Raw genomic sequence first — 24,445 nt, 5'->3', positions numbered from 1 at the left:
GGGCTCACGGCTTCAGGCCCGACAGATAGGCGGCGATATCGGCGATGTCCTGCTCGGAAAAGCTCTGCGACTGCGCCTGCATGGTGGGGTGCTTGCGCGTGCCCCTGCGGTACTCGCCCAGCGCGTTGAACAGGTACTGCTCGGACTGCCCGCCGATCCGCGGCACGTGGTAGTTCGGGTACGCGTTCTTGTAGCCGGTGACGCCGTGGCATCCCTGGCAGGTGTAGGTAAGGGCCTTGCCACGGGCCGCGTCGCCCTGGAGTGCGCCCTGCACCGGCGCCGCGGGCTGGCTTGCCGGGGCTGGGGTCTGCGCTAGGGCGGTCGGGGCTAGTACGCAGGCAAGCGCAAGGCAGGCGGCGATCGGCAACGGTCGCGTCATGTCGTGGTTCCGCAATCCTGATGGCTGGAAAACTGGCTGTCGCTGCGCCGCGAACCCCTGCGTCGCGCAATCCGGACAGTATAGCCGGCGCGTCCAAATCGTTCACGGTCTGTCCGGACGGTGCGGCATACGATCGGAAAACCGCAAGTTCGCCCGCAATCGCCATCGTTGGCGCTGGGATGCAACCGCCGTGCGGCCTCGCGCATCCCTTGGAGCATCGGGTTCGAGCGTGACTTTCCGCACCATGACTTAAGGCGGATGTCATCGAGCCTTTGGGTGATATACCTTGCTACAACACCATTGGGGCTAGCGATCATGTCCGTGTCGAACCATTCTGCCGCCTCGCGTCCCTCGCGAGCCGGGCTTCCTGCCATGTCGGCGGCACTGCTGCTGGCCCTGATCGCCGTCCTCGCCGGATGCAAGAAGGGAGGCGAGGCCCAGGCCAAGGACAAGGAAGACAAGGGGCCCGAGGCGGTACCGGTGGAAGTGGTCGCGGTGGCACGTCGCCCGATCGCCGCGAGCTATTCCGGGACCGCGCCGCTGGAAGCCCGCGCCGAATCCCAGGTGGTCGCCAAGACCTCCGGCGTCGCCCTTGCGGTGCTGGTGGAGGAAGGCCAGATGGTGCGTGCCGGCCAGGTGCTGGTCCGGCTCGATCCCGACCGCGCACGCCTGCAGGCCGCGCAGAGCGCGGCGCAGATGCGCAAGCTGGAAGCCAACTACGCGCGCTCGACCCAGTTGTCCAAGCAGCAGCTGATCAGTGCGAACGATTTGGACCAGCTCAAGTACGACCTGGAGAACGCGCGGGCCGTCAACCGCCTGGCGAACCTGGAACTGTCCTATGCCAACGTGGTCGCGCCGATCTCCGGCGTGATCGCCTCGCGCTCGATCAAGACCGGCAACTTCGTCCAGATCAACACCCCGATCTTCCGCATCGTCGATAACTCGCGTCTGGAAGCCACGCTCAACGTGCCCGAGCGCGAACTGGCGACCCTCAAGCCGGGCCAGCCGGTGTCGATGCAGGTCGATGCCATCCCCGGCCGGAAGTTCGAGGGCGTCGTCGATCGCGTCGCGCCTGTGGTGGACTCGGGCAGTGGCACGTTCCGCGTGATCGCCGCCTTCGCCGGTGGCGGACTGCTCCAGCCCGGCATGTTCGGGCGCGTGCGCATCGACTATGACCAGCGCGCGGATGCGATCGTCATCCCGCGGGTTGCGCTGCTGGAAGGCGAGGGCGATCCGGCCGTGTTCACCGTGCGCGCCGGCAAGGCGGTGCGGGTGCCGGTGAAACTCGGTTACGTCGATGGCGCCTGGGCTGAACTGCGCTCGGGTCTGAAGCTCGGTGAGCCGGTGGTCACCGCGGGCAAGGTCGCATTGCGCGATGGCAGCGCGGTGCAGGTACTGGGTCAGCCCGAGACGAGGACCGCGGCGGCACCGGCCACCACCAAAAAGCAGTAGCCCAAGAGGCCGCAGCCGATAGTTCCTGCGCGGCCGGGGCGTAGCGCCCCGGATCGCGAGCGCCAACCCCGAATCGCAACAGCCACATACACGTCGAGCCGCGCGAATCCGCGGAGCACCGATCACCACACAGGTCGCACTGGCGCATGAACACAGGTTCCGAGCACAAGTCCTCCCATCCGCCGGTGCCCGGATCTGGCGCCGGTTTCAGCCTGGTCGAGTTCTCGACCCGTCGCCGGGTGACCGTGGCGATGGTGACCCTCACCTTCGTGATGTTCGGCCTGATCGCGCTGAGCGAGCTGAAGGTCAATCTGCTGCCGGACCTGAGCTACCCGACGCTCACCGTGCGGACCGAATACGCCGGCGCCGCACCGGCCGAGATCGAAACCCTGATCAGCGAACCGGTGGAAGAGGCCGTGGGCGTGGTCAAGGGCCTGCGCAAGCTGAAGTCGGTTTCGCGCACCGGACAGAGCGACGTGGTGCTCGAGTTCGCCTGGGGCACCGACATGGACCAGGCCAGCCTCGAGGTCCGCGACAAGATGGAGATCGTGCAGCTGCCACTCGAGGCCGAGCCTCCCGTGCTGCTGCGCTTCAATCCCAGCACCGAGCCGATCATGCGCCTGGTGCTCGCGGCGAAGGGTGGGGATGATGACAGCATCCGCCGTCTGACCGAATTGCGCCGCTATGCCGACGACGATCTGAAGAAGAAGCTCGAGCCGGTCGACGGCGTGGCTGCGGTAAAGGTCGGCGGCGGTCTCGAAGACGAGGTCCAGGTCGACATCGACCAGCAGAAGCTGGCCCAGCTCAACCTCCCGATCGACACCGTCATCCAGCGACTGCAGCAGGAGAACGTCAACATCTCCGGTGGGCGGCTGGAGGAAGGCACCCAGCGCTACCTGGTGCGCACGGTCAACCAGTTCGCCAGCGTCGAGGAGATGCGCGAGATGCTGGTGACCACCCAGAGTGCGGGTGGCGGCGGCGCTGCGAGCGCAGCCGAGGAAATGGCGCGCGTTGCCGCCGCCTCGGGCGACGCGGCTGCGATGGCCGCGGCCGCGCGTGCGCAGAGCAGTTCGAGCAATTCGACGACGATTGCCGGCGGCATGCCGGTGCGTCTGAAGGACGTCGCCGACGTGCGCCAGGGTTTCAAGGAGCGCGAAGCAATCATCCGCCTGGGCGGCAGGGAAGCGGTCGAGCTGGCCATCTACAAGGAGGGCGATGCGAATACCGTCGCCACCGCGGATGCCATCTCCAGGCGACTCGAACAGCTCAAGGAGCAGATGCCCGCGGACATCGAACTGACGGTGATCGACGACCAGTCGCAGTTCATCCGTCACGCCATCAGCGACGTCAAGATGGACGCCGTGATCGGCGGCTTCCTGGCGGTGCTGATCATCTTCCTGTTCCTGCGCGATGGCTGGAGCACGTTCGTGATCGGCCTGTCGTTGCCGGTCTCGATCATCGCCACCTTCTTCTTCATGGGCCAGTTCGGGCTGAGCCTCAACGTGATGTCGCTGGGCGGCCTTGCGTTAGCCACGGGCTTGGTGGTGGACGACTCGATCGTGGTCCTGGAATCGATCGCCAAGGCGCGCGAACGAGGTCTCGGAATCCTCGAAGCCGCCATCGCCGGTACCCGCGAAGTGAGCATGGCCGTGGTTGCGTCCACGCTGACCACGATCGCCGTGTTCCTGCCGCTGGTGTTCGTGCAGGGCATTGCCGGGCAGCTGTTCCGCGACCAGGCGCTGACGGTGGCGCTGGCGATCTTCATGTCGCTGATCGTGTCGATGACGCTCATCCCGATGCTCAGCGCGCTGCGGGGTCGTCCTTCCGGAAGTTTCGCTGAAGAACCGCCGCATCCGCGCTGGCAGCCGCGCGCGAAGTGGCAGAAGTCAGTCGCAGTCGGCAAGCGCGGAATCGGGTTCGCATTGCGTGGGTTCTTCTACGGCCTGGCCTGGCTCGTGGTCAGGCTGTGGTGGGGCATCGGCGCCGTTGTCGGCCCGGTGATGCGCAAGTTCAGCGATCTGGCGATGGCCCCCTACGATCGCGCCGAGCGCGGCTATCTGCGGTTGCTGCCCAATGCCCTGCGCAGGCCGACCCTGGTCCTGGTACTGGCGGCGGCGGCGTTCTTCGGTGCCCTGATGCTGGTGCCGATGCTCGGCGCGGATCTGATCCCGCAGCTGGCGCAGGACCGCTTCGAAATGACGGTGAAGCTGCCGCCGGGCACGCCGCTGCGCGAGACCGATGCGCTGGTGCGCGACCTGCAGGTTGCGCACAGCAAGGACGAGGGCATACGTGCGCTCTACGGCGTCAGCGGTACCGGCACGCGGCTGGACGCCAATCCAACCGAAAGCGGAGAGAACATCGGCAAGCTGAGCGTGGTGATGGCCGATGGCGGCAGCAAGGAACTGGAAGCGGCCGAAACCGAGAAGCTGCGCGCGAGCATGCGCAACCACCCCGGCGCGCAGGTCGACTTCGCAAGGCCCGAACTGTTCAGTTTCTCGCCGCCGCTGGAAATCGAGCTGCAGGGCCAGGACCTGGAGGGCATCGAGCGCGCCGGGCAGCAGCTCGCGGCGATGCTGCGCAAGAACCCGCACTACGCGGACGTGAGCTCGACCGTGGAGGAGGGCTTCCCCGAGATCCAGATCCGCTTCGACCAGGATCGTGCCGGGGCTTTGGGCCTGTCGACGCGCCAGATCGCCGACGTGGTGGTGAAAAAGGTGCGCGGCGACGTCGCCACGCGCTACAGCTTCCGCGACCGCAAGATCGACGTGCTGGTGCGCGCGCGCGAAACCGATCGTGCCTCGATCGACGACATCCGCCGGCTGATCGTGAATCCGGGCAGCGGTCGCCCGGTCACGCTGGAGTCGGTGGCCGATGTCGTTGCGACCACCGGTCCAAGCGAGATCCATCGTGCCGACCAGGTGCGAGTGGCGATCGTCTCGGCCAACCTGCGCGGCATCGACCTGGGCGGCGCGGTGCAGGAACTACAGGACATGGTGGACGAGCAGCCGCTGGGCGCCGACGTGCGCATGCATATCGGCGGCCAGGGCGAGGAGCTGCAGCAGTCGATCAATTCGCTGATGTTCGCGTTCGGCCTGGCGATATTCATGGTCTATCTGGTGATGGCATCGCAGTTCGAGTCGCTGCTGCACCCGTTCGTGATCCTGTTCACCATCCCGCTGGCCCTGGTGGGCGCGGTGCTTGCCCTGTTCCTGACCCGCTCGCCGGTATCGGTAGTGGTGTTCATCGGCTTGATCCTGCTGGTCGGGCTGGTGGTCAAGAACGCGATCATCCTGATCGACAAGGTCAACCAGCTGCGCGAGGCCGGCGTGGCCAAGCGTGAGGCGCTGGTCGAAGGCGCACGCTCGCGCCTGCGCCCGATCATGATGACCACGCTGTGCACGCTGTTCGGGTTCCTGCCGCTCGCGCTGGCCTTCGGCGAAGGCGCGGAAGTGCGTTCGCCGATGGCGATCACGGTGATCGGCGGCCTGCTGGTTTCGACCTTGCTGACCCTGGTGGTGATTCCGGTGGTGTACGACCTGCTCGATCGGCGTGCGGATGCCTATTACCGCGAACGCGGACGCCGTGCGCGACGCGAGGCGCGTGAAGTGGCCGAGCACGTGGCCCATGACCAGGATCCGCTGGACGACGCCGATGGCCTGACCGAAGGAGCGCGCTGACGTGAGCGTCGCCGAACTCAGCATCAAGCGTCCGGTCACTACGGTGATGTTGTTCGTGTCGCTGTTCGTGATCGGGCTGATCGCGGCGATCCGGTTGCCCCTGGAAGCGTTCCCGGAGGTCTCGCCGCCCTTCCTCTTCGTGCAGCTGCCGTATCCGGGTTCCACCCCGGAGGAAGTCGAGCGCACCGTGCTGCGCCCGGTGGAAGAGGCGATTTCCACCATGACCGGCATCAAGCGCATGGATGGGCAGGCCAATTCGGAAGGGGCCCAGATCTTCCTGCAGTTCTCGGACTGGGAGCGCGATGTCGCGATCGCCGCATCCGAGGCGCGCGAACGCATCGACGCGATCCGCGACGACCTGCCCGACGACCTGCAGCGCTACAACGTGATGAAGTTCAGCACCACCGACGAACCGGTGCTGCGCGTGCGTCTGGCCAGCGCGACCGACCTGACCGGCGCGTACGCGATGATCGATCGCGAGTTCAAGCGCCGGATCGAGCGCATTCCCGGCGTCGCCCGGGTGGAGGTCACCGGCGCCGCCCCGAACGAGGTCGAGATCGCGATCGAGCCCGACCGGCTCACCGCCCATGGCATCAACCTCAACGACCTGACCACGCGCCTGCAGGCAGTGAACTTCTCGGTATCTGCCGGCCAGATCGAGGACGGCGGGCGCCGCCTGCGGGTGCAGCCGGTGGGCGAGGTCACCGATCTGCAGCAGCTGCGTGATCTGGTGCTCGACACCCGCGGCACCCGGCTGGGTGATATCGCTGACGTGCGTCTGAAACCTTCGCGCCTCACCTATGGGCGCCGCCTCGACGGGCGTCCCGCCGTCGGCCTGGACATCTTCAAGGAGCGCAACGCCAACCTGGTCGACGTTTCGCGCAATGCGCTGGCCGAAGTCGAGGAAATCCGCAAGGATCCTGCGCTCAGCGATATCCGCGTCATCATCATCGAGAACCAGGGCGAAAGCGTGACCTCGTCGCTGATCGAGCTGGCCGAGGCCGGCGGCATCGGCCTGGTGTTGTCGATCATCGTGCTGTGGTTCTTCCTGCGACATTGGCCCTCGGTGGCGATGGTCAGTCTGGCCATCCCGATCTGCTTCGTGATGACGCTGGGCTTCATGTACTTCATGGGCGTCACTCTGAACATTCTGTCGATGATGGGCCTGCTGTTGGCCGTCGGCATGCTCGTGGACAACGCCGTGGTGGTGGTGGAGAGCATCTACCAGGAACGGGAGAAGATGCCCGACCAGCCGCGCCTGGCTTCGATCATCGGGACGCGGCACGTCGCGATCGCGCTGTCGGCCGGCACCCTGTGCCACTGCATCGTATTCCTGCCCAACCTGTTCGGCGAGCGCAACTTCCTGAGCATCTACCTGGGTCAGATCGCGATCACGATCTCGGTGTCGCTGCTGGCGTCCTGGCTGGTGGCCGTGAGCCTGATCCCGATGATCTCGGCGCGCCTGAAGACGCCTCCCGCGCTGCATTCGACCACCGGCGTGATCCCGCGATTGCAGAAGCGTTACGCGGGGCTGTTGCGCTGGACCCTCGAGCACCGGGGCTGGAGCGTGGCCGGCATCCTGCTGATCGTGGCAGTGAGCATCGCGCCGATGGTGCTGACCAAGAAGAACATGTTCGGCGGCGACGACGCCGGCGAGGTCGACCTGTACTATCAGTGGAAGGGCGCCTACACCAAGGAGCAGATGTCCGGCGAGGTGCTCAAGGTCGAGCGGTTCCTCGACGAAAACCGCAAGAAGTTCCACATTACCCAGATCTATTCCTATTTCAGCGAGGAAGGTTGGGGCGGCACCAAGATCACCTTCGACACCAAGGATGCGAGCACGACCAAGCCACTGGTGGAAGCGATCCGCAAGGCGCTGCCCAAGTCAGCGCGCGCCAACATAGGCATCGGCAACCAGGGTGGTCCCGGCGGGGGTGGCGGACCGGGCGAGAACGTGTCGGTACAGCTCACGGGCGATTCGTCCCAGGTGTTGGCCGAGCTGGCGCGCGACATCGTGCCGATTCTGGCCAAGCGCAAGGAGCTGCGGGACGTGCGCGTGGATACCGGCGACCAGAACAGCGAGCTGTCGGTCCGGGTCGACCGCGAGCGGGCCGCTGCGTTCGGATTCAGCGCGCAGCAGGTGGCGCAGTTCGTCGGCCTCGCGTTGCGCGGCGCGCCGCTGCGCGAGTACCGCAGCAACGATACCGAGGTGCCGGTGTGGGTGCGCTTCGCCGGCGCCGAGCAGTACGGTACCGGCGACCTGGAATCGTTCATGGTGCGTACGCCCGACGGCCGCTCGGTGCCGCTGCTGGCGATGGTGGACGTGGCGGTGCGCCCCTCCGCCACCCAGGTGTCGCGCGCCAACCGCCAGACCACGCTGGCGATCCAGGCCAGCCTGGGCGAAAAGGTGACCATGCCCGATGCGCGCAAGGCGATGGAGGAAACCCTCAAGGGCGTGGCTTTCCCGGCCGGGTACGGCTTCACCTTCGAGGGTGGTGGCTTCCAGGACGAGGACGACGCCAACAAGCAGATGATGTTCAACCTGCTGATCGCGCTGGTGATGATCTATGTGGTGATGGCAGCGGTGTTCGAATCGCTGCTGTTCCCGTCGGCGATCATGTCCGGCGTGCTGTTCTCGGTGTTCGGCGTGTTCTGGCTGTTCTGGATCACGAGCACCGAGTTCAACATCATGGCTTTCATCGGCATCCTGGTGCTGATGGGTGTGGTGGTGAACAACGGCATCGTGATGATCGAGCACATCAACAACCTGCGCCGGCGCGGCCTGTCGCGCACGGACGCGCTGGTGGAAGGCAGCCGGGAACGCCTGCGTCCGATCCTGATGACTATGGGCACGGCGATCCTGGCGATGGTGCCGATCGCGATCGGCGATACCGCGATGGCTGGCGACGGGCCCGCGTATTACCCGATGGCGCGCGCCATCGCCGGCGGCCTGGCGTTCTCCACGCTGGTCAGCCTGCTGTTCCTGCCCACGATCTACGCGATGCTCGACGACCTGCGCAATGCGACCGCGCGCGGCATGCGCAAGGCGCGGCTGCGCAGGGGCGAGCAGCTGCCCGCGGCGGTGGCTGCGATCAGCGTCGATTGATGGCCTTTTTGCAGGTTCAGCCGGCCAGCTTCGCCAGCATCCTCGCGCCGCCGGTCCACACGCCGATGGCGGTGCCGAGGCTGGTGAGGAAGAAATTCAGCAGGACGCGCGAGACGCGGTTGCGCCACCAGCCCCTGAGTGTCTGCACGTCGTCGCGCAGGGCCATGAAGTCGGCGTAGGTCGGCTTGCGTACCCAGGCTTCGATCAGGCCGCTGATGGTGCCCGAAGCGAGCGCAGGATGCAGAGGCGTGACCGGCGACGAGATGAAGGCGCCGAGGATGCTGAGCGGATGGCCACCGGCGACGGCGCAGCCCAGCGCGCCCAGGCCACCGGTCCACAGCACCCAATACAGCATCAGGTCGGTGCCGACATCCAGGCCGCCGCGCCAGAAACCCCAGGCGAAACCGCCGAGTACGAAGGCCGTCAGCAGCAGGGTGAACCAGGGGACTTTCGATTTCTCGGCGACGCTGTCCAGCTCCGCGCGCAGGGCTTCCGGGTCGCCATGCTCCTCGCGCAGGTGCTGCGCCAGCCCCTGCAGGTGTCCGGCGCCGACCACCGCCAGCACGTGCCTGGCATCGCCGCTCGTTTCGCGCAACCTGGCCGCCATGTAACGGTCGCGCTCGGCGATGACCGTTTCGTACAGGGCAGGGTTCTCCGCGGCGAACTCGCCGAAGCTGGCCTCCAGCAGGTCGCCCTGCTTGAGTTTCTCGATCTCGTCGTGGCCGACTTCCTCGTCGGCGAACAGCGACGCCATCAGCCCGCCGCCGAGTTTGGCGCGCGCCCACCAGCCAAGCTTCTGCGATGCGCGCCTGAACGTGATGCCGACGTCGCGGTCGATCAGGTTCATCGGCAGGCCGCGCGCATGCGCTTCGGTGACCGCTGCCTTGAGCTCCGCGCCAGGTTCGATGCCCAGCTGCTCGGCCAGCCGCCGCTGGTACGCCGCCAGCCCCAGGTTGGCCGCGAACAGGGCGGCCTTGCCCTCGCGCAATACCTTGACCAGATCGAGCTTGCCCATGGCGTCGGGCTCGCTGATCGCGCGCAGCCGGCCTTCGTCCAGCTCGACCGCCACACTGTCGAATTGCCCGCTGTCGATGGCCGCGCGTACCGCATCCACGCTCGCGCGGGACACGTGCGCGGTGCCGAGCAGGGTGTAATGCACGCCTTCGCGCTCGACAATCGCATGCGGTTGTCCTGCGAGAAATGGGGGCGTTGCGGGGTCTGCGGCCATCGGCTGCGTCGGAGGGGAAGGGCCGCGCAGCATAGCGTTCCCGGCTGGCCCGGCAAACCGACCGCTCACATGGGCATGTCCGCGATACGAAAGCGTGCGAAGGCGAGGACCGTTGCGATTTCGCCGCTTCGACGTTCGATCATCCACTGCTTGTGCCCGGACGCGAAGAGGAGACCCGGCGCGCTATCCGAGGGATTGGTCAGGTCGTCGCATTCATCCGCCCAGGCGCAGCTGCGGTACTCATGCGAATCCGTATGGCAGATTCGGGCTGGACACCACCCGCTGGCCGACAGTCTCGCCGCGCAGGAACCGCAGGCTGGCGGCAATCACGCTCTGATCGTCGGCGATGCGATGGTGGCCCAGGCCGCGCGTGCTCACGAGCCACGAGTCAGCCCAATAGCGCGCATAGCGTTCGCCTTCCGACCAGGGCACCTCGCGATCTTCCAGGTCGTGCACGATCAGCGCCGGTTGTGCGATCCGCGGCGCCAGGTTCTGCGCCTGCAGTTCCTCGACGGAAAACCGCATGCTGCGCTCGAACATCGCGAACATCCGCCGGCTCAGGTGGCGCGCCAGCCCGACCATGCGCGCGAACTGTTCGGCCATCACCAACGGATCGGCCGGCGGCGCGATCAGCACCGCCCGTCTTGCCTGCAAGCCGTGCGCGAGTGCGACCGCTGCCGCGGCTCCGCCGAGCGAGTGTCCGATCACGGCTGCCGCAGGCCCATAGCGGCGTCCAACCGCGAGCAGGTGACAGGCGAACTCCGGAAGGTTGGTCTGGGTGCCGTCGCTTCTGCCATGCGCGGCCTGGTCGAAAGTCACCACCGCGTAACCCGCGGCGCGCAGCGGTGCGATCCAGTTCGCAACCCGTGTGCCGTGGCTGGACCAGCCATGCGCGAACAGGACATACGGTTGGTGCAGCGGATCGCCCCAGCGATAGACGTGGATGGAGAGACCGTCGATCAGGAGATCCGTCTCCTGCGCGTCGTATGTGGGCGCGGTCATCGCGCGTCGTCGCGCAGACGGGTGCGGCAGGGTGAACAGGCGCCCGGCCCGTTGTACCGCCGTGCTCGGCATGAACCAGCCCTGCAATCGGAAGCTGGTTCGCAGGGTCGCGAGGATCAGATAGTTGCGAACGATCGTGCTAATTTTCGTGGAGGAAGCAGGCATGCGAGCACCTCATCCAGCGATCAGGCGGTGGGGGAATGGGCGGCGATCCAGCGCTCCAGCGCAGCATCGCCGTGGCGGCGTGCACGCTCGTAGCCGAACAGGCCGGCCTCGTGCAGCATCGCCAAGGGCATCGCGTACAGCTCGAATGCGTACTGGTCGGTGTCGCCGTCGCGCAGATGGCCGCAGTCGATCGCGAGCTGCGCTGCGCGTTGCAATTCGGAGCGCCAGCGCTGTTCGTTGTGCAGCACCTGATCGCGCAGCGGGCCCGGACGGTCGTCATACTCGCTGACCGATCCCACCAGCACGCAGCCGCCGGCTTCCAGTCGCCCCCATTCGAACCAGTTGCGCATGATCGCGCGCAGCCGCGGGAGCCCACGTGGCTGCGACAGGGCGGCAATCAGTACATATTCTCCGAACCGCGTCGCCGCAGATTGCAGCACCGCCAGCTGCAGTTCCTCGCGCGAGCCGAAGTGGGCGAAGACTCCGCTCTTGGACATGCCGACCGCCTGTGCAAGCGGGCCGAGCGACAACCCCTCGATGCCGGCGAAACGGGCGATCTCATAGGCCCGGTCGAGGATCGTTTCGCGGGTGGCGGCACCCTTCGGGGTTGCGGTCAGCGCATTCATGCACAAAGACTAGCACGACCGTTCGTTTTATTTTAGCCGTTCGTCGGTTTGGTCTACGCTTGCGCCAAGCTGGCCGAGCCGGGATGGCGGGGGCGAAAGGCGCGCATGAGCGAGGTTGGCATCTCCGCCACGGCGGCCAAACGGCTCGCGCATGCGCGATTTGCCTGCCGTATCTACAAGATGCGGGCGCTCGGACTGGGCACCGGCTGCATTGCGGTGGGGGGCGTGCTCTACGGCAACGGCGCTTCGTGGCCGTGGTGGGTCGCGTTGGTCGCCAATGGCGCCGTATGGCCGAGCTTCGCCTACTGGTGGGCGCGCCGCAGTGCCGATCCCCGGCGCGCGGAATTCCGCAACCTGACGATTGATTCGGCTGCAGGCGGCGTCTGGATCGCGGCCATGCAGTTCAACCTGATGCCGAGCCTGCTACTGGCGGTGATGCTCTCGGCCGACAAGATCGGGGTCGGCGGCTGGCGCTTCTTGCCGCGGACCGCGACCGCGCAGGCGCTCACCTGCGCGGTCACCTGGAGCCTGCTGGGGTTTCCGTTCCAGCCGCAGACCACACTGGTGGAAATGCTGTGGTGCATTCCGTTCGTGCTGGCGTATCCGCTCGCGCTGAGCACGCTGACCCATGCGCTCGGACGCGAAGTCGTGCGCCAGAACCGCATGCTCGAACGGTCGAGCAGGACGGACCCGCTGACCGGCCTGCCGAACCGGCGGCACTGGGAGGAGGCGGTGGCGGCGGAGTGCGCGCGGAGCGAACGCAGTGGCGGTCCGGCGGCGTTGCTGATGCTCGATGTCGACCTCTTCAAGGAAGTCAACGACCGTTACGGTCATCCGGTGGGCGATCGTGTCCTGCAGCAGGTCGCGCAGATCGTGCAGGCGGTTGTCCGCGAGGTGGACACGCCGGGACGCTTCGGCGGCGACGAATTCGGCGTTCTCCTCACAGACGCGTCGATGGCCGATGCCGAGCAGGTCGCGGAACGGATCCGCGCCGCAGTGGCGACGCTGCGCCTGGCCCATCTGCCCGAACGCATGCTCTCGGTCAGCATCGGCGTCGCCGCCAAGCCGCAGTTCGCGAGCGCCGGCGAATGGATCCGGCAGGCCGACCTGGCGCTGTACGCGGCCAAGCGGGAGGGACGCAACCGGGTCGCCTCCAGCGCAATGGATCCGGATATCGGGGAAGACTAGTCGCGATAGCGTTTGAGCAGGTCGCCGTAGGCGTCGATCCTGCGGTCGCGGAGAAATGGCCAGATCCGGCGCACGTGTTCGCTGCGCTGCAGGTCCACCTCGGCCATCAGGATCTCGGGCGCATCGCCCGCTTCGGCCAGGAATTCGCCCTGCGGCCCGAGCACATGACTGGCGCCCCAGAAGTCGATCCCGGCTGCATCCAAGGGCGACTGCTCATGGCCGACCCGGTTGCAGCTGAGCACCGGAAGCCCGTTGGCCACGGCGTGGCCGCGATGGCTGAGAATCCATGCATTACGTTGACGATCCTTCTCGGCCTGCTCGTCGTTCGGGTCCCAGCCGATCGCGGTGGGGTAGAGCAGCAGCTCCGCGCCGGCCAGCGCCATGAGCCGCGCGCCCTCCGGATACCACTGGTCCCAGCACACGAGCACGCCGAGCCGGCCGACAGAGGTATCGATCGGCTCGAAACCGAGGTCGCCCGGAGTGAAGTAGAACTTCTCGTAGAAGCCCGGATCGTCCGGGATATGCATCTTCCGGTACTTGCCCGCGATGCCGCCGTCGACATCGAACACTACGGCGGTGTTGTGGTACAGCCCGGCGGCGCGTCGTTCGAACAGCGAGCTGACCAGCACGACGCCATGCTGCTTTGCCAGGTTGCCCAGGCGCTCGGTACTCGGTCCGGGGATGGCTTCAGCCAGGTCGAATTCATCCACCGATTCGTGCTGGCAGAAGTAGGCGCCGTTGTGCAGTTCCTGCAGCAGGACCAGCTTGGCCCCGCGCCTGGCCGCCTCCGCCACGCGCGTTTCAATGACCGTCAGGTTGGCGTCGGCATCGCCGTGGTTGCGCTCCTGGATCAAGGCGACAGGGAGGGTGTTGCGCTTCATCGTCATCTGCGGTTCTGGTGGCGTGGTTATGGTACCCGCATGCACAGACCATCCCTCGCGCAATCCCTAAGGGCCGGTGCCATGGCGATTGCCCTACAGATGGGCCTGGCCGCGTGCGACGCGGCACCTTCCGACGCGCAGCCGCCGCAAGCTGCATCCAGTCCGGCAGCAAGCACGAGGGAGCCCTTGCTGCCGGCCCCATTGCCCAATGCAACATCGGCGCCTCGAGCGGGCGATCGAGAGGAGCCGGGCCACTACACCAGCCTCGCGCCGGCCGATTGCAAGGTCATCGACACCGACGAGGAAGCGGGTGGTTCCACCTCGATCTGCCCAGGCATGGGCGGCTACACGCTGCGGGTGCTGGATGGCGACGCACGCATGTCGATCGATGTGATCGCACCGGATGGTGGCCGCCATCCACTCGATCTGTGGACCGTGGCCAGTGGTGCTTTCAGCAGCCTGGGGCCGCGTGCGGAATGGCGGTTCGCCGTGGATGACCGGGTGCCGACCGCATTGATCGTGCGTTTCGAAGCGTACGAGTTCCCGGAGCAGCCCGAACGCACGACGTCCTATCTGCTGGTCGCCAGGTTGGCAGGCAAGGACACGTGCCTGACCGCTCGGATCGCTCCAGGCTCGAGTCAGAATCTCAAGGCCCGCGAGGCCGCAGATCGTGCTGCAGGCGCTCCGTGCCTGCGGCCGGATGCGTGATCCGGCCCGACAGCTATCTGGTCCTCAGCCTGCATCGCGCCGGATCGCGAGGTGCAGGCCCATCGCACGCCGTCAACCGGCAAATGCAGCGGAACTTGCACGATCGTCGGTGAGCAGACCCTGCGGCAGCTGCATGGTGATGCAGTGCAGGCTGCCGTTCTGCCAGATCAGCGCACGGCAGGGAACAGGCACGATTTCCCGATCCGGAAACGCCTGCGCCAGGACTGCGGCAGCGGCGGCGTCCGCGTCGTCGCCGTAGGCGGGCATCAGCACGGCACCGTTGACGATCAGGAAATTGGCGTAGCTCGCGGCCAGGCGCCTGCCCGCATCGACGATCGGCCTGGGCCAGGGCAGCGGAAACAGGCGATAAGGGTGGCTGTCGCGGGTACGGAGCGCGGCGATTTCGTCGGCCATTGCCTTGAGCTCGACGTAGTGGGCATCGTCAGGGTCATCGCACGCCTGGAACACGATCGCATCCGTGCCGGCGAAGCGGGCGAGGGTGTCGATATGGGCATCGGTGTCGTCGCCTTCCAGGTAGCCGTGGTCGAGCCAGAGCACGCGCTGCTGTGCGAGCCAGTCCGACAAACGCGCCGTCAGCTCTTCACGCGAGGCGTCCGGATGCCGTTCGTGCAGGCACTGCCAGGTGGTGAGCAGGGTTCCGGCACCGTCGGTGTCGATGGCGCCGCCCTCCAGCGCGAAATCGATCTGCTGGCGTTGCGCGCGTTCGAATACATGTTGCGCATCGAGCGCCTGGACCAGCCGGTCGTCGCGACTTGCCTCGAACTTGCCGCCCCAGCCGGTGAAGCGAAAGTCGAGCAGCCGGAAACCGTCGCTCCCGCGCAGGGATATGGGACCCGAATCTCTCAGCCAGGTGTCGTCGTATTCCACCGTCACGAAGCGGACCCGCGCCATGTCGGCGCGCGCCGAACGCAGGCGCGCCTCGGCATAGGTCTGCAGGTCGTCGTCGGCGACGCAGATCACGATGTCCTCGAATCGCACGATCGCGGCGACCAGTGCGACGTAGGTTTCCTCGACCTCGTCCAGGCGTTCGGCCCAGTCGGTGCCGGCGTGCGGCCAGGCGAGGAGGACAGCCGACTGCGGTTCCCACTCTGCGGGGAAGCGCTCTGTGGAAGCGATCATAGGCTCAGAGCCCGCGCGCGGCGGCGCGGGACGCGGCGAGGTGGGACATCAACGGATTGGTGGCTTGGGGCCGACCTCGGTGGGATCGGCCTGTACCGCCACGGCGTCGATCACCTTGTTCTTCTCGAAATACACGACGAAATTCGGGTAGCGCCAGCGGTTGATGGTGGGCCACTGCCGCTTCTGTCCGCCGCGCGGGTCGAGGCGGTCCGCCGGCGCGCCGAAGCGGGCCTGGACCTGCTCCATGCTCATGCCGCGTGCCGGCAGCGCCATCGTTTCTTCCTGCACGCGTTCGATCAGCAGGGTTTCGGCGCATGCCAGGCTCGGCAGGGCAAGAGCAAGTGCTGCGAAGACATACGAGGCAGGTTTCATGGCGGGACTCCCCTGTGGTGATGGCCGGATTGTAGGGGCGAACGGGGGATTTCAGCCTACCCCGGCGATCGCAAGGTAATGTGAGCACGCGTCGACACGAAAAAGGCCGCATTTCTGCGGCCTTTCGACGCGTACACCTAAGGGTGTGCGCTCAGCGGAGGCGCGCCTTGGGCGCGCCCTTGAAATCAGCGCTGACGCGCCTTGAAGCGCGGATTGCTCTTGCAGATCACGAAGACCTTGCCGCGACGGCGGACGACCTTGCAGTCGCGGTGGCGGGCCTTCGCCGACTTCAGGGAGGACAGGACCTTCATGATGGAATCTCGGCTGAAATGTGGATGGAGAAACGAAGCCGCTCATTCTAGCCTGACTTTTCCCATCGATTCAAGCGCTTGCAGCCATTTGTGGCGATCGCTCGCTAGAATGGCGGTCACCTAGGGGAGCCGACCATGCCCAAGACCGTGCCGGTACTGACCATCGATGGGCCTTCCGGGTCTGGCAAGGGCACGATCAGCCGCCACGTCGCCCAGGCCCTGGGCTGGCACTACCTGGATTCGGGTGCGATCTACCGTGCGGTGGGACTGGCGGCGGCATGGGAACAGGTCGATCTGGGCGATCCGGACGCGGTTGCCGCTTGCGCAGCCCGGGCGGACATCCATTTCGAGACCGGGGTCGGCTCGGGCGAGCCGCGGGTCATCGTCAATGGCAAGGACGCCACCCATCAGCTGCGCATGGAGACGGCCGGTGCGGCTGCCTCGGCGATCGCGGCGATGCCCCCGGTGCGCGCGGCGCTGCTGGAGCTGCAGCGCGGGTTCCGCCGCCCGCCAGGGCTGGTGGCCGATGGCCGCGACATGGGCACGGTGATCTTCCCGGATGCCGCAATCAAGGTGTTCCTGACGGCCAGCGCCGAGGAGCGCGCCCAAAGGCGCTATAAACAATTGAAAGACAAGGGAGTTTCGGTTACATTGGCCGGTCTGCTGGGCGAAATTCTCGCTCGCGACGCCCGCGACGCCAGCCGCGCGGTGGCGCCGTTGCGGCCGGCCGATGACGCCGTGCACATCGACACCACCGGCCTGGGCATCGACGCGGTCGTCGCGCAGGTGCTGGCCCTGGTGCCGGCGCACGGGGGCTGAAATCCGTCCGGCAGGCGTGTCGCGGCAACGCGGCGCACAGTTTCACTTGCAGCACTGCTTCATCGGCCCGTCGCATCCGCGGCGGTTCTTCAACTTCCAGCACTCATGGCAAAGCGCAATCCCGCGCAAGCCGACAACGGGTGGGTCTGTTCGAGCGTGCTCGCGCCGGCCTGGATATCAACGAGATTTTCATCAATGACCGAATCATTCGCAGAACTGTTCGAAGCCAGTCAGGCCAACCTGGCCAAGCTCAAGCCGGGCGCCATCGTCTCCGGAATCGTCGTGGAAGTGCGCAACGACGTGGTGGTGATCAATGCCGGGCTCAAGTCCGAAGGCATCGTGCCGATCGAACAGTTCCGTAACGACGCAGGCGAGATCGACGTGGGTGTCGGCGACACCGTCAAGGTGGCGCTGGACTCCCTCGAGAACGGCTTCGGCGAAACCGTCCTCTCGCGCGAGAAGGCCAAGCGCGCCATGGTGTGGGACGAGCTCGAGGAAGCGCTCGAGAAGAACGAGACCATCGTCGGCCGCATCAGCGGTAAGGTGAAGGGCGGCTTCACCGTCGACATCAAGGATGTCCGCGCGTTCCTGCCCGGTTCGCTGGTGGACGTGCGCCCGGTGCGCGATCCGGTGTACCTGGAAGGCAAGGAGCTGGAATTCAAGCTTATCAAGCTCGACCGCAAGCGCAACAACGTGGTGGTTTCGCGTCGCGCGGTGGTCGAGAGCGAGCATTCCGAAGAGCGCGAACAGCTGCTCGAGAAGCTGGTCGAGGGCGCGGTGCTCAAGGGCGTGGTCAAGAACCTTACCGACTACGGCGCGTTCGTGGACCTGGGCGGTATCGACGGCCTGCTGCACATCACCGACATGGCCTGGAAGCGCGTGCGCCATCCGTCCGAGGTGGTGGAAGTGGGCCAGGAAATGGACGTGCGCGTGCTCAAGTACGACCGCGAGCGCAACCGCGTCAGCCTGGGCCTGAAGCAGCTGGGCGAGGATCCGTGGGACAACATCGCCCGCCGCTATCCGGCCAACAGCCGCGTCTACGGCAAGGTTAGCAATGTCACCGACTACGGCGCGTTCGTGGAGATCGAGCCGGGCGTCGAGGGCTTGGTCCACGTGTCCGAGATGGACTGGACCAACAAGAACGTTAACCCGTCCAAGGTCGTGCAGGTCGGCGACGAGGTCGAGGTGATGGTGCTGGACGTGGACGAGGAGCGTCGCCGCATCTCGCTGGGCATCAAGCAGGTCACCAGCAATCCGTGGGAGACCTTCGCCGCCATTCACAAGAAGGGCGACAAGGTGTCCGGCCAGATCAAGTCGATCACCGACTTCGGCGTGTTCATCGGCCTGGACGGCGGCATCGACGGCCTGGTCCACCTGTCCGACATCAGCTGGAACTCCACCGGCGAGGACATCGCGCGCAATTTCAAGAAGGGCGACACCCTGGAAGCGGTGGTGCTGGCCGTGGATCCGGAGCGCGAGCGCATCTCGCTGGGCGTCAAGCAGCTCGAGCAGGATCCGATGGGCCAGTACGTGGCCAGCAACGCCCGCGGCGCGATCGTCAAGGGCACCGTGAAGGAAGTCGATGCCAAGGGCGCCACGGTCGAGCTTTCCGACGGCGTGGAGGGCTACGTCGCCGCCCGCGACATCTCGCACGATCGGGTCGAGGACGCTTCGCACGTGCTCAAGGTGGGCGATGAGATCGAAGCCAAGATCATCGGCAACGACCGCAAGACCCGCGTGATGCAGCTGTCGATCAAGGCCAAGGACGAAGCCGAGACCAAGGAAGCGCTGGCCGAGTACAACAAGTCGGCTGCCGATGCTTCCAGCGGCACCACCAGGCTGGGCGCGCTGCTGCGCGAACAACTGGAAGGCAAGTCCGAGTAAGGCAGACCAGCGGCGGCGCTCCGGATCCCGGGGCGCCGTCCGTTTCGGCCGATGGATCCGCGATGACCAAATCCGAACTGATCGAAGTCCTCACTGCGCGCCAGGGGCATCTCAAGGCCGACGACGTCGACCTCGGAGTGAAGGCTCTGCTCGACATGATGGGCAGTGCGCTGGCCAGCGGCGAGCGGATCGAGATCCGCGGCTTCGGCAGTTTTTCCCTGCACTACCGGCCCGCCCGCACCGGGCGCAATCCCAAGACCGGCGACGCCGTGCCGCTGCGCGGCAAGCACGTGCCGCATTTCAAGCCCGGCAAGGAACTGCGCGAACGGGTCAGCAGCGTGATGCCGCTCGAAGACGAGGAATAGTGGCGAGCCTGCGGGCGCTACCCGGCTTCGGTTAAGCTTCGGCGATTCCAGAAGCACATCGCAAAGTCCCTGCAACCAGGACGGCGGCGATCGACGGCGAGACCGATGGCATTCCTCAACGAATGGTTCTGGTGGGTCCTGCTACTGCCGAGCGCGGCGCTGTTCGGCTGGGTGATCGGCCGGCGTGGTGGCGAACGTCACAGCGACAGCCAGGTCAGCAAGCTTTCGACCACGTACTTCCGCGGCCTGAACTACCTGCTCAACGAACAGCCTGACAAGGCGATCGAGTTGTTCCTGCACATCGCGGAACTCGACAAGGAAACCTTCGAGACCCAGGTGGCGCTCGGGCATCTGTTCCGGCGTCGCGGTGAGGTCGATCGTGCGATCCGCCTGCACCAGGCGCTGGTACAGCGCTCCGATCTCAGCGATGCACAGAAGGTCCAGGCGATGCTTGCGCTGGGCGAGGACTACATGCGATCCGGACTGCTTGATCGCGCTGAGACCGTCTTCAGCGACCTCGCCAAGATCGACCAGCGCGCGCCGCAGGCATTGCGTCATCTGATCGGTATCTACCAGGCCGAACGCGATTGGCCCAAGGCGATCGAGAACGCGACCCGCTACGAGGCCGCCACCGGCGAGCCCATGGGCAAGCTGATCGGCCAGTTCGAGTGCGAGTTGGCCGAGAGACTGCGCAGCAATGGCGACATCGAAGGCGCGCGCGCGGCCGTGGCGCGTGCCTACCAGGCCGACTCGGCCTCGGTGCGGGCGGGCATGATCGAGGGCCGTATCGACCTCGAGGCAGGCAACGATGCCTCGGCGATCCGTGCGTTCGAACGTGCCGCACGGCACGACGCGGACTACCTTCCCGAAATACTTCCGCCGCTCCTGGCTGCGTACGCGCGCGTGGGCGACAACTCGGGAGCGCGCGCCTTTCTTTCCGAGATGAGCGAGCACTACCGCGGCATTTCACCGGTGCTGGCGCTCGCCAGGCTGGTCGAGAACGAAGACGGGGTCTCGGCGGCCCGTGCCTACCTGGCCCAGCAACTCAAGGACCGTCCATCGGTCCGCGGCGAAGCGGCCCTGATCGATCTTACGCTGGCCGAACAGGCCGATCCGACCACCACCCTGCAGGATCTCAAGCACATCACCGACCAATTGCTGGTGCGCAACCCGAGCTATCGCTGCACCCGCTGTGGTTTCGGCGCGCGCAGCCATCACTGGCAGTGCCCGAGTTGCAAGGAATGGGCCACGGTGAAACCGCTGTTGAACTACGCGGTGGTGTGAGCGGATGCCGGCAGGGCTGAGCGGCTGGATCCTGCTGCATCTCGCCATCGTCCTGGCCGGAACATGGCTGGCGCGGCGCTATGCCCTGGCGCGCCGGCTGGTGGATGAGCCGGGGGAGCGGCGCAGCCATGAGGTCGCCACTCCACGTGGCGGAGGTATCGCGATCGTCCTGGCGATGCTGGTGGCGCTTGCCGCCCTGATGTTGAGGGTTCCGGCATGGCTGCCCCAACTGCTGGCGGTTGCCGGCGGCCTACTGCTGGTCTCCGCGATCGGGTGGATCGACGACCATCGCCCGCTCTCGCCGTGGCCGCGGTTGGCCACCCATGCGGTGGCGGCCCTGTTGCTTGCTCTGGCCAGCATCATCGCCGGGGGCGGGCTCGCGGCCTCGCTGTACGTGTTTGCGCTGACCATGGTCTTGGTCAATGTCTGGAACTTCATGGACGGCATCGACGGCCTGGCGGCAAGCCAGGCACTGCTGGTGGCCCTGCTTTTCGCGCTGGCGGCGCCGGCAGGCAGCCCCGCAGTGTGGGTCGCCTGGGCGCTGGCATCGGCTTGTGCCGGCTTCCTGCCGTTCAATTTCCCGCGTGCGCGCATCTTCCTGGGCGATGTGGGAAGTGGTGCTCTGGGCTACGCACTGGCGGCCCTGGTGGCCCTGGGGTTCCGTGGAGGCCCGGCGCAGCTATGGGTCTTGCTGCCGCTATCCGCTTTCCTCCTTGACGCCACCTTGACCCTGGGGGCGCGCATCGTCCGTGGCGAGCGTTGGTGGACGCCCCATGTGCAGCACCTCTACCAGCGGCTGGCGCGCCATTGGCAGGGCCACAGACGCGTCACGTATCTCTATGCCGGCTGGACGCTGGCGGCAGGCGGAATAGGGTGGTGGATGCGTTTCAGTGACGCGACGACTATCATGCTCGCCGTTTGTACGTGGTACCTGCTGGGGACCGGTACCTGGATGTGGTCGATGCGCGTCGCCACGCGTTCCTCGAAAGGAGTAGTGACTGGATGAGCGGCTGGAAGGACCTTGCCCGCGTCGGATTCCCAAGGGCGGCTGTTGTTGCCCATGACCTGTTGATGGTCTGGCTGGCCTGGTACGGCCTCCACCAGTTCCGCTACGCGATCCAGCCCAATGCCCCCGTACTGCCCTATTTGTCGGCCGAGATCCTGCTGGTTCTGGCGGCCCAGGGCCTGGTGTTCTGGCAGGTTGGCCTGTATCGCGGCATCTGGCGCTTCGCCAGCGTTCCCGACCTGATCAATATCTTCAAGGCCAGCCTCTATGGCCTGCTGGCGGTCGTGCTCGCGCTGTTCCTGTACAACCGTCTTGACCCGGTACCGCGCAGCGTGCTGGTGCTTTACCCCGTGGTGTTGACCGCGCTGCTGGGGATGCCGAGGCTGCTGTACCGCAGCTGGAAGGACCAATCGCTCAACCGGACCGACAAGGCTGCGCTGCGGGTATTGATTCTCGGCGCCGGCCGGGCCGGCGAGACCCTGGTACGCGACCTGCGCCGTGCCGGCTCATATCAGCCCGTGGGCTTCCTGGACGATGCCGCCAAGCTACGTGGGAGCCAGCTGCAGGGAGTGCCGGTCCTGGGGAAAATCGAAGACGTCGAACGGATCGCACCAGAGACCGCGGCGAAGCTGCTCGTGATCGCGATGCCCTCGCTCGACGCGGCGGCGATGCGTCGGGTGGTGAACGCCTGCGAACGCACCGGCTTGCCGTTCCGCACCGTACCGAGGCTCGACGATCTGCTCGAAGGACGCTCCCTGCCGGGCGAGCTGAAGGAAGTCGCGATCGAGGACCTGCTTGGACGCAAGCCGGTGACGCCGGACTGGAAGGCCATCCGCGGGTGGCTCGGCGGTCGCAGCGTGCTGGTGACCGGTGCCGGCGGCTCGATCGGGGCCGAACTCTGCCGACAGTGCGCCCGCCACGGCGCCCGCCAGATCACCCTGGTGGAAATCGACGAGCTGGCCCTGACCACGACCGAGGCGGAACTGCGGCGCGACTTCCCGCAGGTGCAGTGCGTGCCGATCCTCGGGGATTGCGGCGATGCCGCGGTGATGCGGTTCGCGATGGGGCGCTCCTCGCCCGATGCGGTATTCCACGCTGCCGCCTACAAGCAGGTTCCGCTGCTGGAAGCACAGCTTCGGGAAGCGATTCGAAACAACGTGCTGGCCACCGAGACCGTCGCCGCGGCCAGCCGGGAAGCCGGCGTGGGTACGTTCGTGCTGATTTCCACCGACAAGGCGGTCGACCCGGTCAACGTGCTCGGTGCTACCAAGCGTCTGGCCGAGATGGTATGCCAGGCCCAGGCGGAGGACTGCGCGACCCGCACCGTCACCGTGCGCTTCGGCAACGTGCTCGATTCGGCCGGTAGCGTGGTGCCGCTGTTCCGCGAACAGATCCGCAGCGGTGGTCCGGTCACGGTCACGGATGCGGAGGTCACGCGTTATTTCATGACCATCCCCGAAGCATGTCAGTTGATCCTGCAGGCTTCCTCCACCGGCTCGCAACATGCGATCTATACCCTCGATATGGGCGAACCGGTTTCGATCCGCATGCTGGCCGAGCAGATGATCCGGCTCGCGGGCAAGCAGCCCGAGCGGGATATCGCCATCGTCTATACCGGCCTGCGCGCCGGGGAAAAGCTGCATGAAACGCTGTTCCATGCCGACGAACGCTATCGTCCGACGTCGCATCCCAAGATCCTCCAGGCCGAAGCGCGTGAAATCGTCGGCGAGCGCATCCACGCAGCCAATGTCCGTCTGCGCGATGCGGTTGCGCGTTATGATCTGGAGGAGCTGGCCCTGACTCTGCGCGAGTCCGTGCCGGAGTTCCTGCCAATGAATGAGGTGCGTGAGTCGAACGGCGGTACGGTGGTAGCGTTTCCTGCCCGCCACGCACGGAAGATCTGATGCCCGATACAAACAAGACCGCACGCGCGCGAGCGCGCATCCGCCATGCCGTCTTCCCGGTCGCGGGATTGGGGACGCGCTTTCTGCCCGCGACCAAGACGGTACCGAAGGAGATGCTGCCGGTCATCGACCGTCCGCTGATCCAGTACGCGGTCGACGAGGCGATCGAAGCCGGCTGCGATACGCTGGTGTTCGTCACCAACCGTTACAAGCATGCGATCGCCGACTATTTCGACAAGGCGTACGAACTGGAGCACAAGCTCGAACGCGCGGGCAAGCATGAACAGCTCGCATTGGTGCGCAAGATCCTGCCCGATGGCGTGCGCGCCGTTTTCGTCACCCAGGCCGAGGCGCTTGGGCTAGGCCATGCGGTGTTGTGCGCCAAGCCGATCGTGGGCGACAACCCCTTCGCCGTGCTGCTTCCCGACGATCTGATCTGGAGCAGCGGCGATGGGGCGTTGAAGCAGATGGTCGATCGGGCAGGCCAGACCGGTGGAAGCGTGATCGCCGTGCAGGATGTGCCACGGGATCAAACCAGCAGCTACGGCATCGTTGCGACCGAAGGATTCGACGGACGCGCCGGAAGGATCCGAGAGATCGTGGAGAAGCCGAGCCCGGAGGATGCGCCGAGCACCTTGGCGGTGGTCGGTCGCTACGTGCTCAATCCGGCCATCTTCGACCTGCTGGAGCACACCGGACGCGGGGCAGGCGGGGAGATCCAGCTGACCGATGCGATCGCACAGCTGTTGTCGCGGGAAACCGTGGAGGCGTTCCGCTTCCGTGGTACGCGCTTCGACTGCGGAACCCATATCGGTCTGGTCGAAGCGACGATCCGTTACGCGCTCGACCATGAGGTGATCAGCGATGCGGCCCGACAGGTGATGCAGAGCGCGCTCGACGAACTCGGTGTCGAGGACCTGAAGTAACCGCGCCGCGGCGCCGCGCCGC

20 protein-coding genes are annotated in these 24,445 nt (G+C 66.3%); 12 read left to right on the top strand and 8 right to left on the bottom strand.

Features of this window, described 5'->3' with window-relative positions:
• Positions 1 to 4: 4 nt before the first annotated feature.
• A complete protein-coding gene (locus tag MC375_RS13575; RefSeq protein WP_242103931.1) occupies positions 5 to 379 on the bottom strand; it encodes a cytochrome c in 375 nt (124 codons plus the stop codon).
• Between the two features lie 372 nt (positions 380 to 751).
• On the opposite strand from MC375_RS13575, the gene MC375_RS13570 reads away from it, so the two are divergent.
• The 3 genes from MC375_RS13570 to MC375_RS13560 all read left to right on the top strand — a co-directional run bounded on the left by MC375_RS13570 (position 752) and on the right by MC375_RS13560 (position 8,614).
• On the top strand, positions 752 to 1,831 hold the full coding sequence (locus MC375_RS13570; protein WP_242103930.1) for an efflux RND transporter periplasmic adaptor subunit: 1,080 nt from the start codon (positions 752 to 754) through the stop codon (positions 1,829 to 1,831).
• Between the two features lie 146 nt (positions 1,832 to 1,977).
• The gene (locus MC375_RS13565; protein WP_242103929.1) at positions 1,978 to 5,508 is read left to right on the top strand and encodes an efflux RND transporter permease subunit; all 3,531 of its coding nucleotides are present in this window, start codon (positions 1,978 to 1,980) and stop codon (positions 5,506 to 5,508) included.
• 1 nt (position 5,509) lies between these two features.
• Positions 5,510 to 8,614: an efflux RND transporter permease subunit gene (locus MC375_RS13560; protein ID WP_242103928.1), complete on the top strand. Its 3,105-nt coding sequence runs from the start codon at positions 5,510 to 5,512 to the stop codon at positions 8,612 to 8,614.
• Between the two features lie 16 nt (positions 8,615 to 8,630).
• Here the strand turns inward: MC375_RS13560 and MC375_RS13555 are convergent, their stop codons facing one another.
• The 3 genes from MC375_RS13555 to MC375_RS13545 form a co-directional block, all read right to left on the bottom strand.
• Positions 8,631 to 9,842, bottom strand: a complete 1,212-nt coding sequence (locus MC375_RS13555; protein ID WP_242103927.1) for a TraB/GumN family protein — start codon at positions 9,840 to 9,842, stop codon at positions 8,631 to 8,633.
• A gap of 240 nt (positions 9,843 to 10,082) precedes the next feature.
• Positions 10,083 to 10,844 carry an alpha/beta hydrolase gene (locus MC375_RS13550; RefSeq protein WP_242103926.1) on the bottom strand — a complete coding sequence of 254 codons (762 nt, stop codon included), beginning with the start codon at positions 10,842 to 10,844 and terminating at the stop codon, positions 10,083 to 10,085.
• Positions 10,845 to 11,029: 185 nt separating this feature from the next.
• Positions 11,030 to 11,635, bottom strand: coding sequence for a TetR/AcrR family transcriptional regulator (locus MC375_RS13545; RefSeq protein WP_242103925.1), 606 nt, complete (start codon positions 11,633 to 11,635; stop codon positions 11,030 to 11,032).
• Positions 11,636 to 11,740: 105 nt separating this feature from the next.
• Here MC375_RS13545 and MC375_RS13540 point away from each other — a divergent pair, with 105 nt between their 5' ends.
• Positions 11,741 to 12,823: a diguanylate cyclase gene (locus MC375_RS13540; protein WP_242103924.1), complete on the top strand. Its 1,083-nt coding sequence runs from the start codon at positions 11,741 to 11,743 to the stop codon at positions 12,821 to 12,823.
• Here the strand turns inward: MC375_RS13540 and MC375_RS13535 are convergent.
• The gene (locus tag MC375_RS13535) at positions 12,820 to 13,704 is read right to left on the bottom strand and encodes a carbon-nitrogen hydrolase (protein ID WP_242103923.1); all 885 of its coding nucleotides are present in this window, start codon (positions 13,702 to 13,704) and stop codon (positions 12,820 to 12,822) included. The two genes, MC375_RS13540 and MC375_RS13535, sit on opposite strands and share 4 nt — an antisense overlap.
• A gap of 99 nt (positions 13,705 to 13,803) precedes the next feature.
• On the opposite strand from MC375_RS13535, the gene MC375_RS13530 reads away from it, so the two are divergent.
• Positions 13,804 to 14,412 (top strand): hypothetical protein, encoded by a 609-nt coding sequence (locus tag MC375_RS13530; RefSeq protein ID WP_242103922.1) that lies wholly within the window; start codon positions 13,804 to 13,806, stop codon positions 14,410 to 14,412.
• 72 nt (positions 14,413 to 14,484) lie between these two features.
• Here MC375_RS13530 and MC375_RS13525 read toward each other — a convergent pair whose 3' ends face one another.
• The 3 genes from MC375_RS13525 to ykgO all read right to left on the bottom strand — a co-directional run bounded on the left by MC375_RS13525 (position 14,485) and on the right by ykgO (position 16,235).
• The gene (locus MC375_RS13525) at positions 14,485 to 15,552 is read right to left on the bottom strand and encodes an agmatine deiminase family protein (protein ID WP_242103921.1); all 1,068 of its coding nucleotides are present in this window, start codon (positions 15,550 to 15,552) and stop codon (positions 14,485 to 14,487) included.
• A gap of 48 nt (positions 15,553 to 15,600) precedes the next feature.
• Positions 15,601 to 15,924 carry a hypothetical protein gene (locus MC375_RS13520; protein ID WP_242103920.1) on the bottom strand — a complete coding sequence of 108 codons (324 nt, stop codon included), beginning with the start codon at positions 15,922 to 15,924 and terminating at the stop codon, positions 15,601 to 15,603.
• A 185-nt stretch (positions 15,925 to 16,109) separates the two neighbouring features.
• Positions 16,110 to 16,235, bottom strand: a complete 126-nt coding sequence (gene ykgO / locus MC375_RS13515) for a type B 50S ribosomal protein L36 (protein WP_010342887.1) — start codon at positions 16,233 to 16,235, stop codon at positions 16,110 to 16,112.
• Positions 16,236 to 16,370: 135 nt separating this feature from the next.
• On the opposite strand from ykgO, the gene cmk reads away from it, so the two are divergent.
• The 7 genes from cmk to galU all read left to right on the top strand — a co-directional run bounded on the left by cmk (position 16,371) and on the right by galU (position 24,423).
• Positions 16,371 to 17,054, top strand: a complete 684-nt coding sequence (gene cmk, locus MC375_RS13510) for a (d)CMP kinase (protein WP_242103919.1) — start codon at positions 16,371 to 16,373, stop codon at positions 17,052 to 17,054.
• Between the two features lie 195 nt (positions 17,055 to 17,249).
• A complete protein-coding gene (gene rpsA / locus MC375_RS13505; RefSeq protein ID WP_242103918.1) occupies positions 17,250 to 18,938 on the top strand; it encodes a 30S ribosomal protein S1 in 1,689 nt (562 codons plus the stop codon).
• Positions 18,939 to 19,000: 62 nt separating this feature from the next.
• Positions 19,001 to 19,303 carry an integration host factor subunit beta gene (locus MC375_RS13500; RefSeq protein WP_242103917.1) on the top strand — a complete coding sequence of 101 codons (303 nt, stop codon included), beginning with the start codon at positions 19,001 to 19,003 and terminating at the stop codon, positions 19,301 to 19,303.
• A gap of 105 nt (positions 19,304 to 19,408) precedes the next feature.
• A complete protein-coding gene (gene lapB, locus MC375_RS13495; protein WP_242103916.1) occupies positions 19,409 to 20,587 on the top strand; it encodes a lipopolysaccharide assembly protein LapB in 1,179 nt (392 codons plus the stop codon).
• A gap of 4 nt (positions 20,588 to 20,591) precedes the next feature.
• A complete protein-coding gene (locus MC375_RS13490; RefSeq protein ID WP_242103915.1) occupies positions 20,592 to 21,593 on the top strand; it encodes a hypothetical protein in 1,002 nt (333 codons plus the stop codon).
• Positions 21,590 to 23,497 (top strand): nucleoside-diphosphate sugar epimerase/dehydratase, encoded by a 1,908-nt coding sequence (locus MC375_RS13485; protein WP_242103914.1) that lies wholly within the window; start codon positions 21,590 to 21,592, stop codon positions 23,495 to 23,497. The genes MC375_RS13490 and MC375_RS13485 overlap by 4 nt, the downstream gene beginning before the upstream one ends.
• Complete coding sequence (gene galU / locus MC375_RS13480; protein ID WP_242103913.1) at positions 23,497 to 24,423, top strand: UTP--glucose-1-phosphate uridylyltransferase GalU; 927 nt, start codon at positions 23,497 to 23,499, stop codon at positions 24,421 to 24,423. Before MC375_RS13485 ends, galU begins: the two co-directional genes overlap by 1 nt.
• Positions 24,424 to 24,445 lie beyond the last annotated feature (22 nt).

Source organism: Lysobacter sp. M2-1, assembly GCF_022662495.1.
In the GTDB taxonomy this organism is placed as follows: domain Bacteria; phylum Pseudomonadota; class Gammaproteobacteria; order Xanthomonadales; family Xanthomonadaceae; genus JAKPBU01.
The sequence above is the reverse complement of the archived record's forward strand: the minus strand, read 5'-3'. Positions and strand labels throughout refer to the sequence as shown.

What these genes read in the sequence shown, in the direction of transcription:
- MC375_RS13525 (WP_242103921.1), bottom strand. Translation starts at nt 15,552, where the DNA reads ATGATCGCTTCCACAGAGCGCTTCCCCGCAGAGTGGGAACCGCAGTCG.
- MC375_RS13530 (WP_242103922.1), top strand. Translation starts at nt 13,804, where the DNA reads ATGGGCCTGGCCGCGTGCGACGCGGCACCTTCCGACGCGCAGCCGCCG.
- MC375_RS13555 (WP_242103927.1), bottom strand. Translation starts at nt 9,842, where the DNA reads ATGGCCGCAGACCCCGCAACGCCCCCATTTCTCGCAGGACAACCGCAT.
- lapB (WP_242103916.1), top strand. Translation starts at nt 19,409, where the DNA reads ATGGCATTCCTCAACGAATGGTTCTGGTGGGTCCTGCTACTGCCGAGC.
- cmk (WP_242103919.1), top strand. Translation starts at nt 16,371, where the DNA reads ATGCCCAAGACCGTGCCGGTACTGACCATCGATGGGCCTTCCGGGTCT.
- MC375_RS13500 (WP_242103917.1), top strand. Translation starts at nt 19,001, where the DNA reads ATGACCAAATCCGAACTGATCGAAGTCCTCACTGCGCGCCAGGGGCAT.
- MC375_RS13490 (WP_242103915.1), top strand. Translation starts at nt 20,592, where the DNA reads ATGCCGGCAGGGCTGAGCGGCTGGATCCTGCTGCATCTCGCCATCGTC.
- ykgO (WP_010342887.1), bottom strand. Translation starts at nt 16,235, where the DNA reads ATGAAGGTCCTGTCCTCCCTGAAGTCGGCGAAGGCCCGCCACCGCGAC.
- MC375_RS13575 (WP_242103931.1), bottom strand. Translation starts at nt 379, where the DNA reads ATGACGCGACCGTTGCCGATCGCCGCCTGCCTTGCGCTTGCCTGCGTA.
- MC375_RS13540 (WP_242103924.1), top strand. Translation starts at nt 11,741, where the DNA reads ATGAGCGAGGTTGGCATCTCCGCCACGGCGGCCAAACGGCTCGCGCAT.
- MC375_RS13565 (WP_242103929.1), top strand. Translation starts at nt 1,978, where the DNA reads ATGAACACAGGTTCCGAGCACAAGTCCTCCCATCCGCCGGTGCCCGGA.
- MC375_RS13550 (WP_242103926.1), bottom strand. Translation starts at nt 10,844, where the DNA reads ATGACCGCGCCCACATACGACGCGCAGGAGACGGATCTCCTGATCGAC.
- MC375_RS13570 (WP_242103930.1), top strand. Translation starts at nt 752, where the DNA reads ATGTCGGCGGCACTGCTGCTGGCCCTGATCGCCGTCCTCGCCGGATGC.
- MC375_RS13545 (WP_242103925.1), bottom strand. Translation starts at nt 11,635, where the DNA reads ATGAATGCGCTGACCGCAACCCCGAAGGGTGCCGCCACCCGCGAAACG.
- MC375_RS13485 (WP_242103914.1), top strand. Translation starts at nt 21,590, where the DNA reads ATGAGCGGCTGGAAGGACCTTGCCCGCGTCGGATTCCCAAGGGCGGCT.
- rpsA (WP_242103918.1), top strand. Translation starts at nt 17,250, where the DNA reads ATGACCGAATCATTCGCAGAACTGTTCGAAGCCAGTCAGGCCAACCTG.
- MC375_RS13535 (WP_242103923.1), bottom strand. Translation starts at nt 13,704, where the DNA reads ATGAAGCGCAACACCCTCCCTGTCGCCTTGATCCAGGAGCGCAACCAC.
- MC375_RS13520 (WP_242103920.1), bottom strand. Translation starts at nt 15,924, where the DNA reads ATGAAACCTGCCTCGTATGTCTTCGCAGCACTTGCTCTTGCCCTGCCG.
- galU (WP_242103913.1), top strand. Translation starts at nt 23,497, where the DNA reads ATGCCCGATACAAACAAGACCGCACGCGCGCGAGCGCGCATCCGCCAT.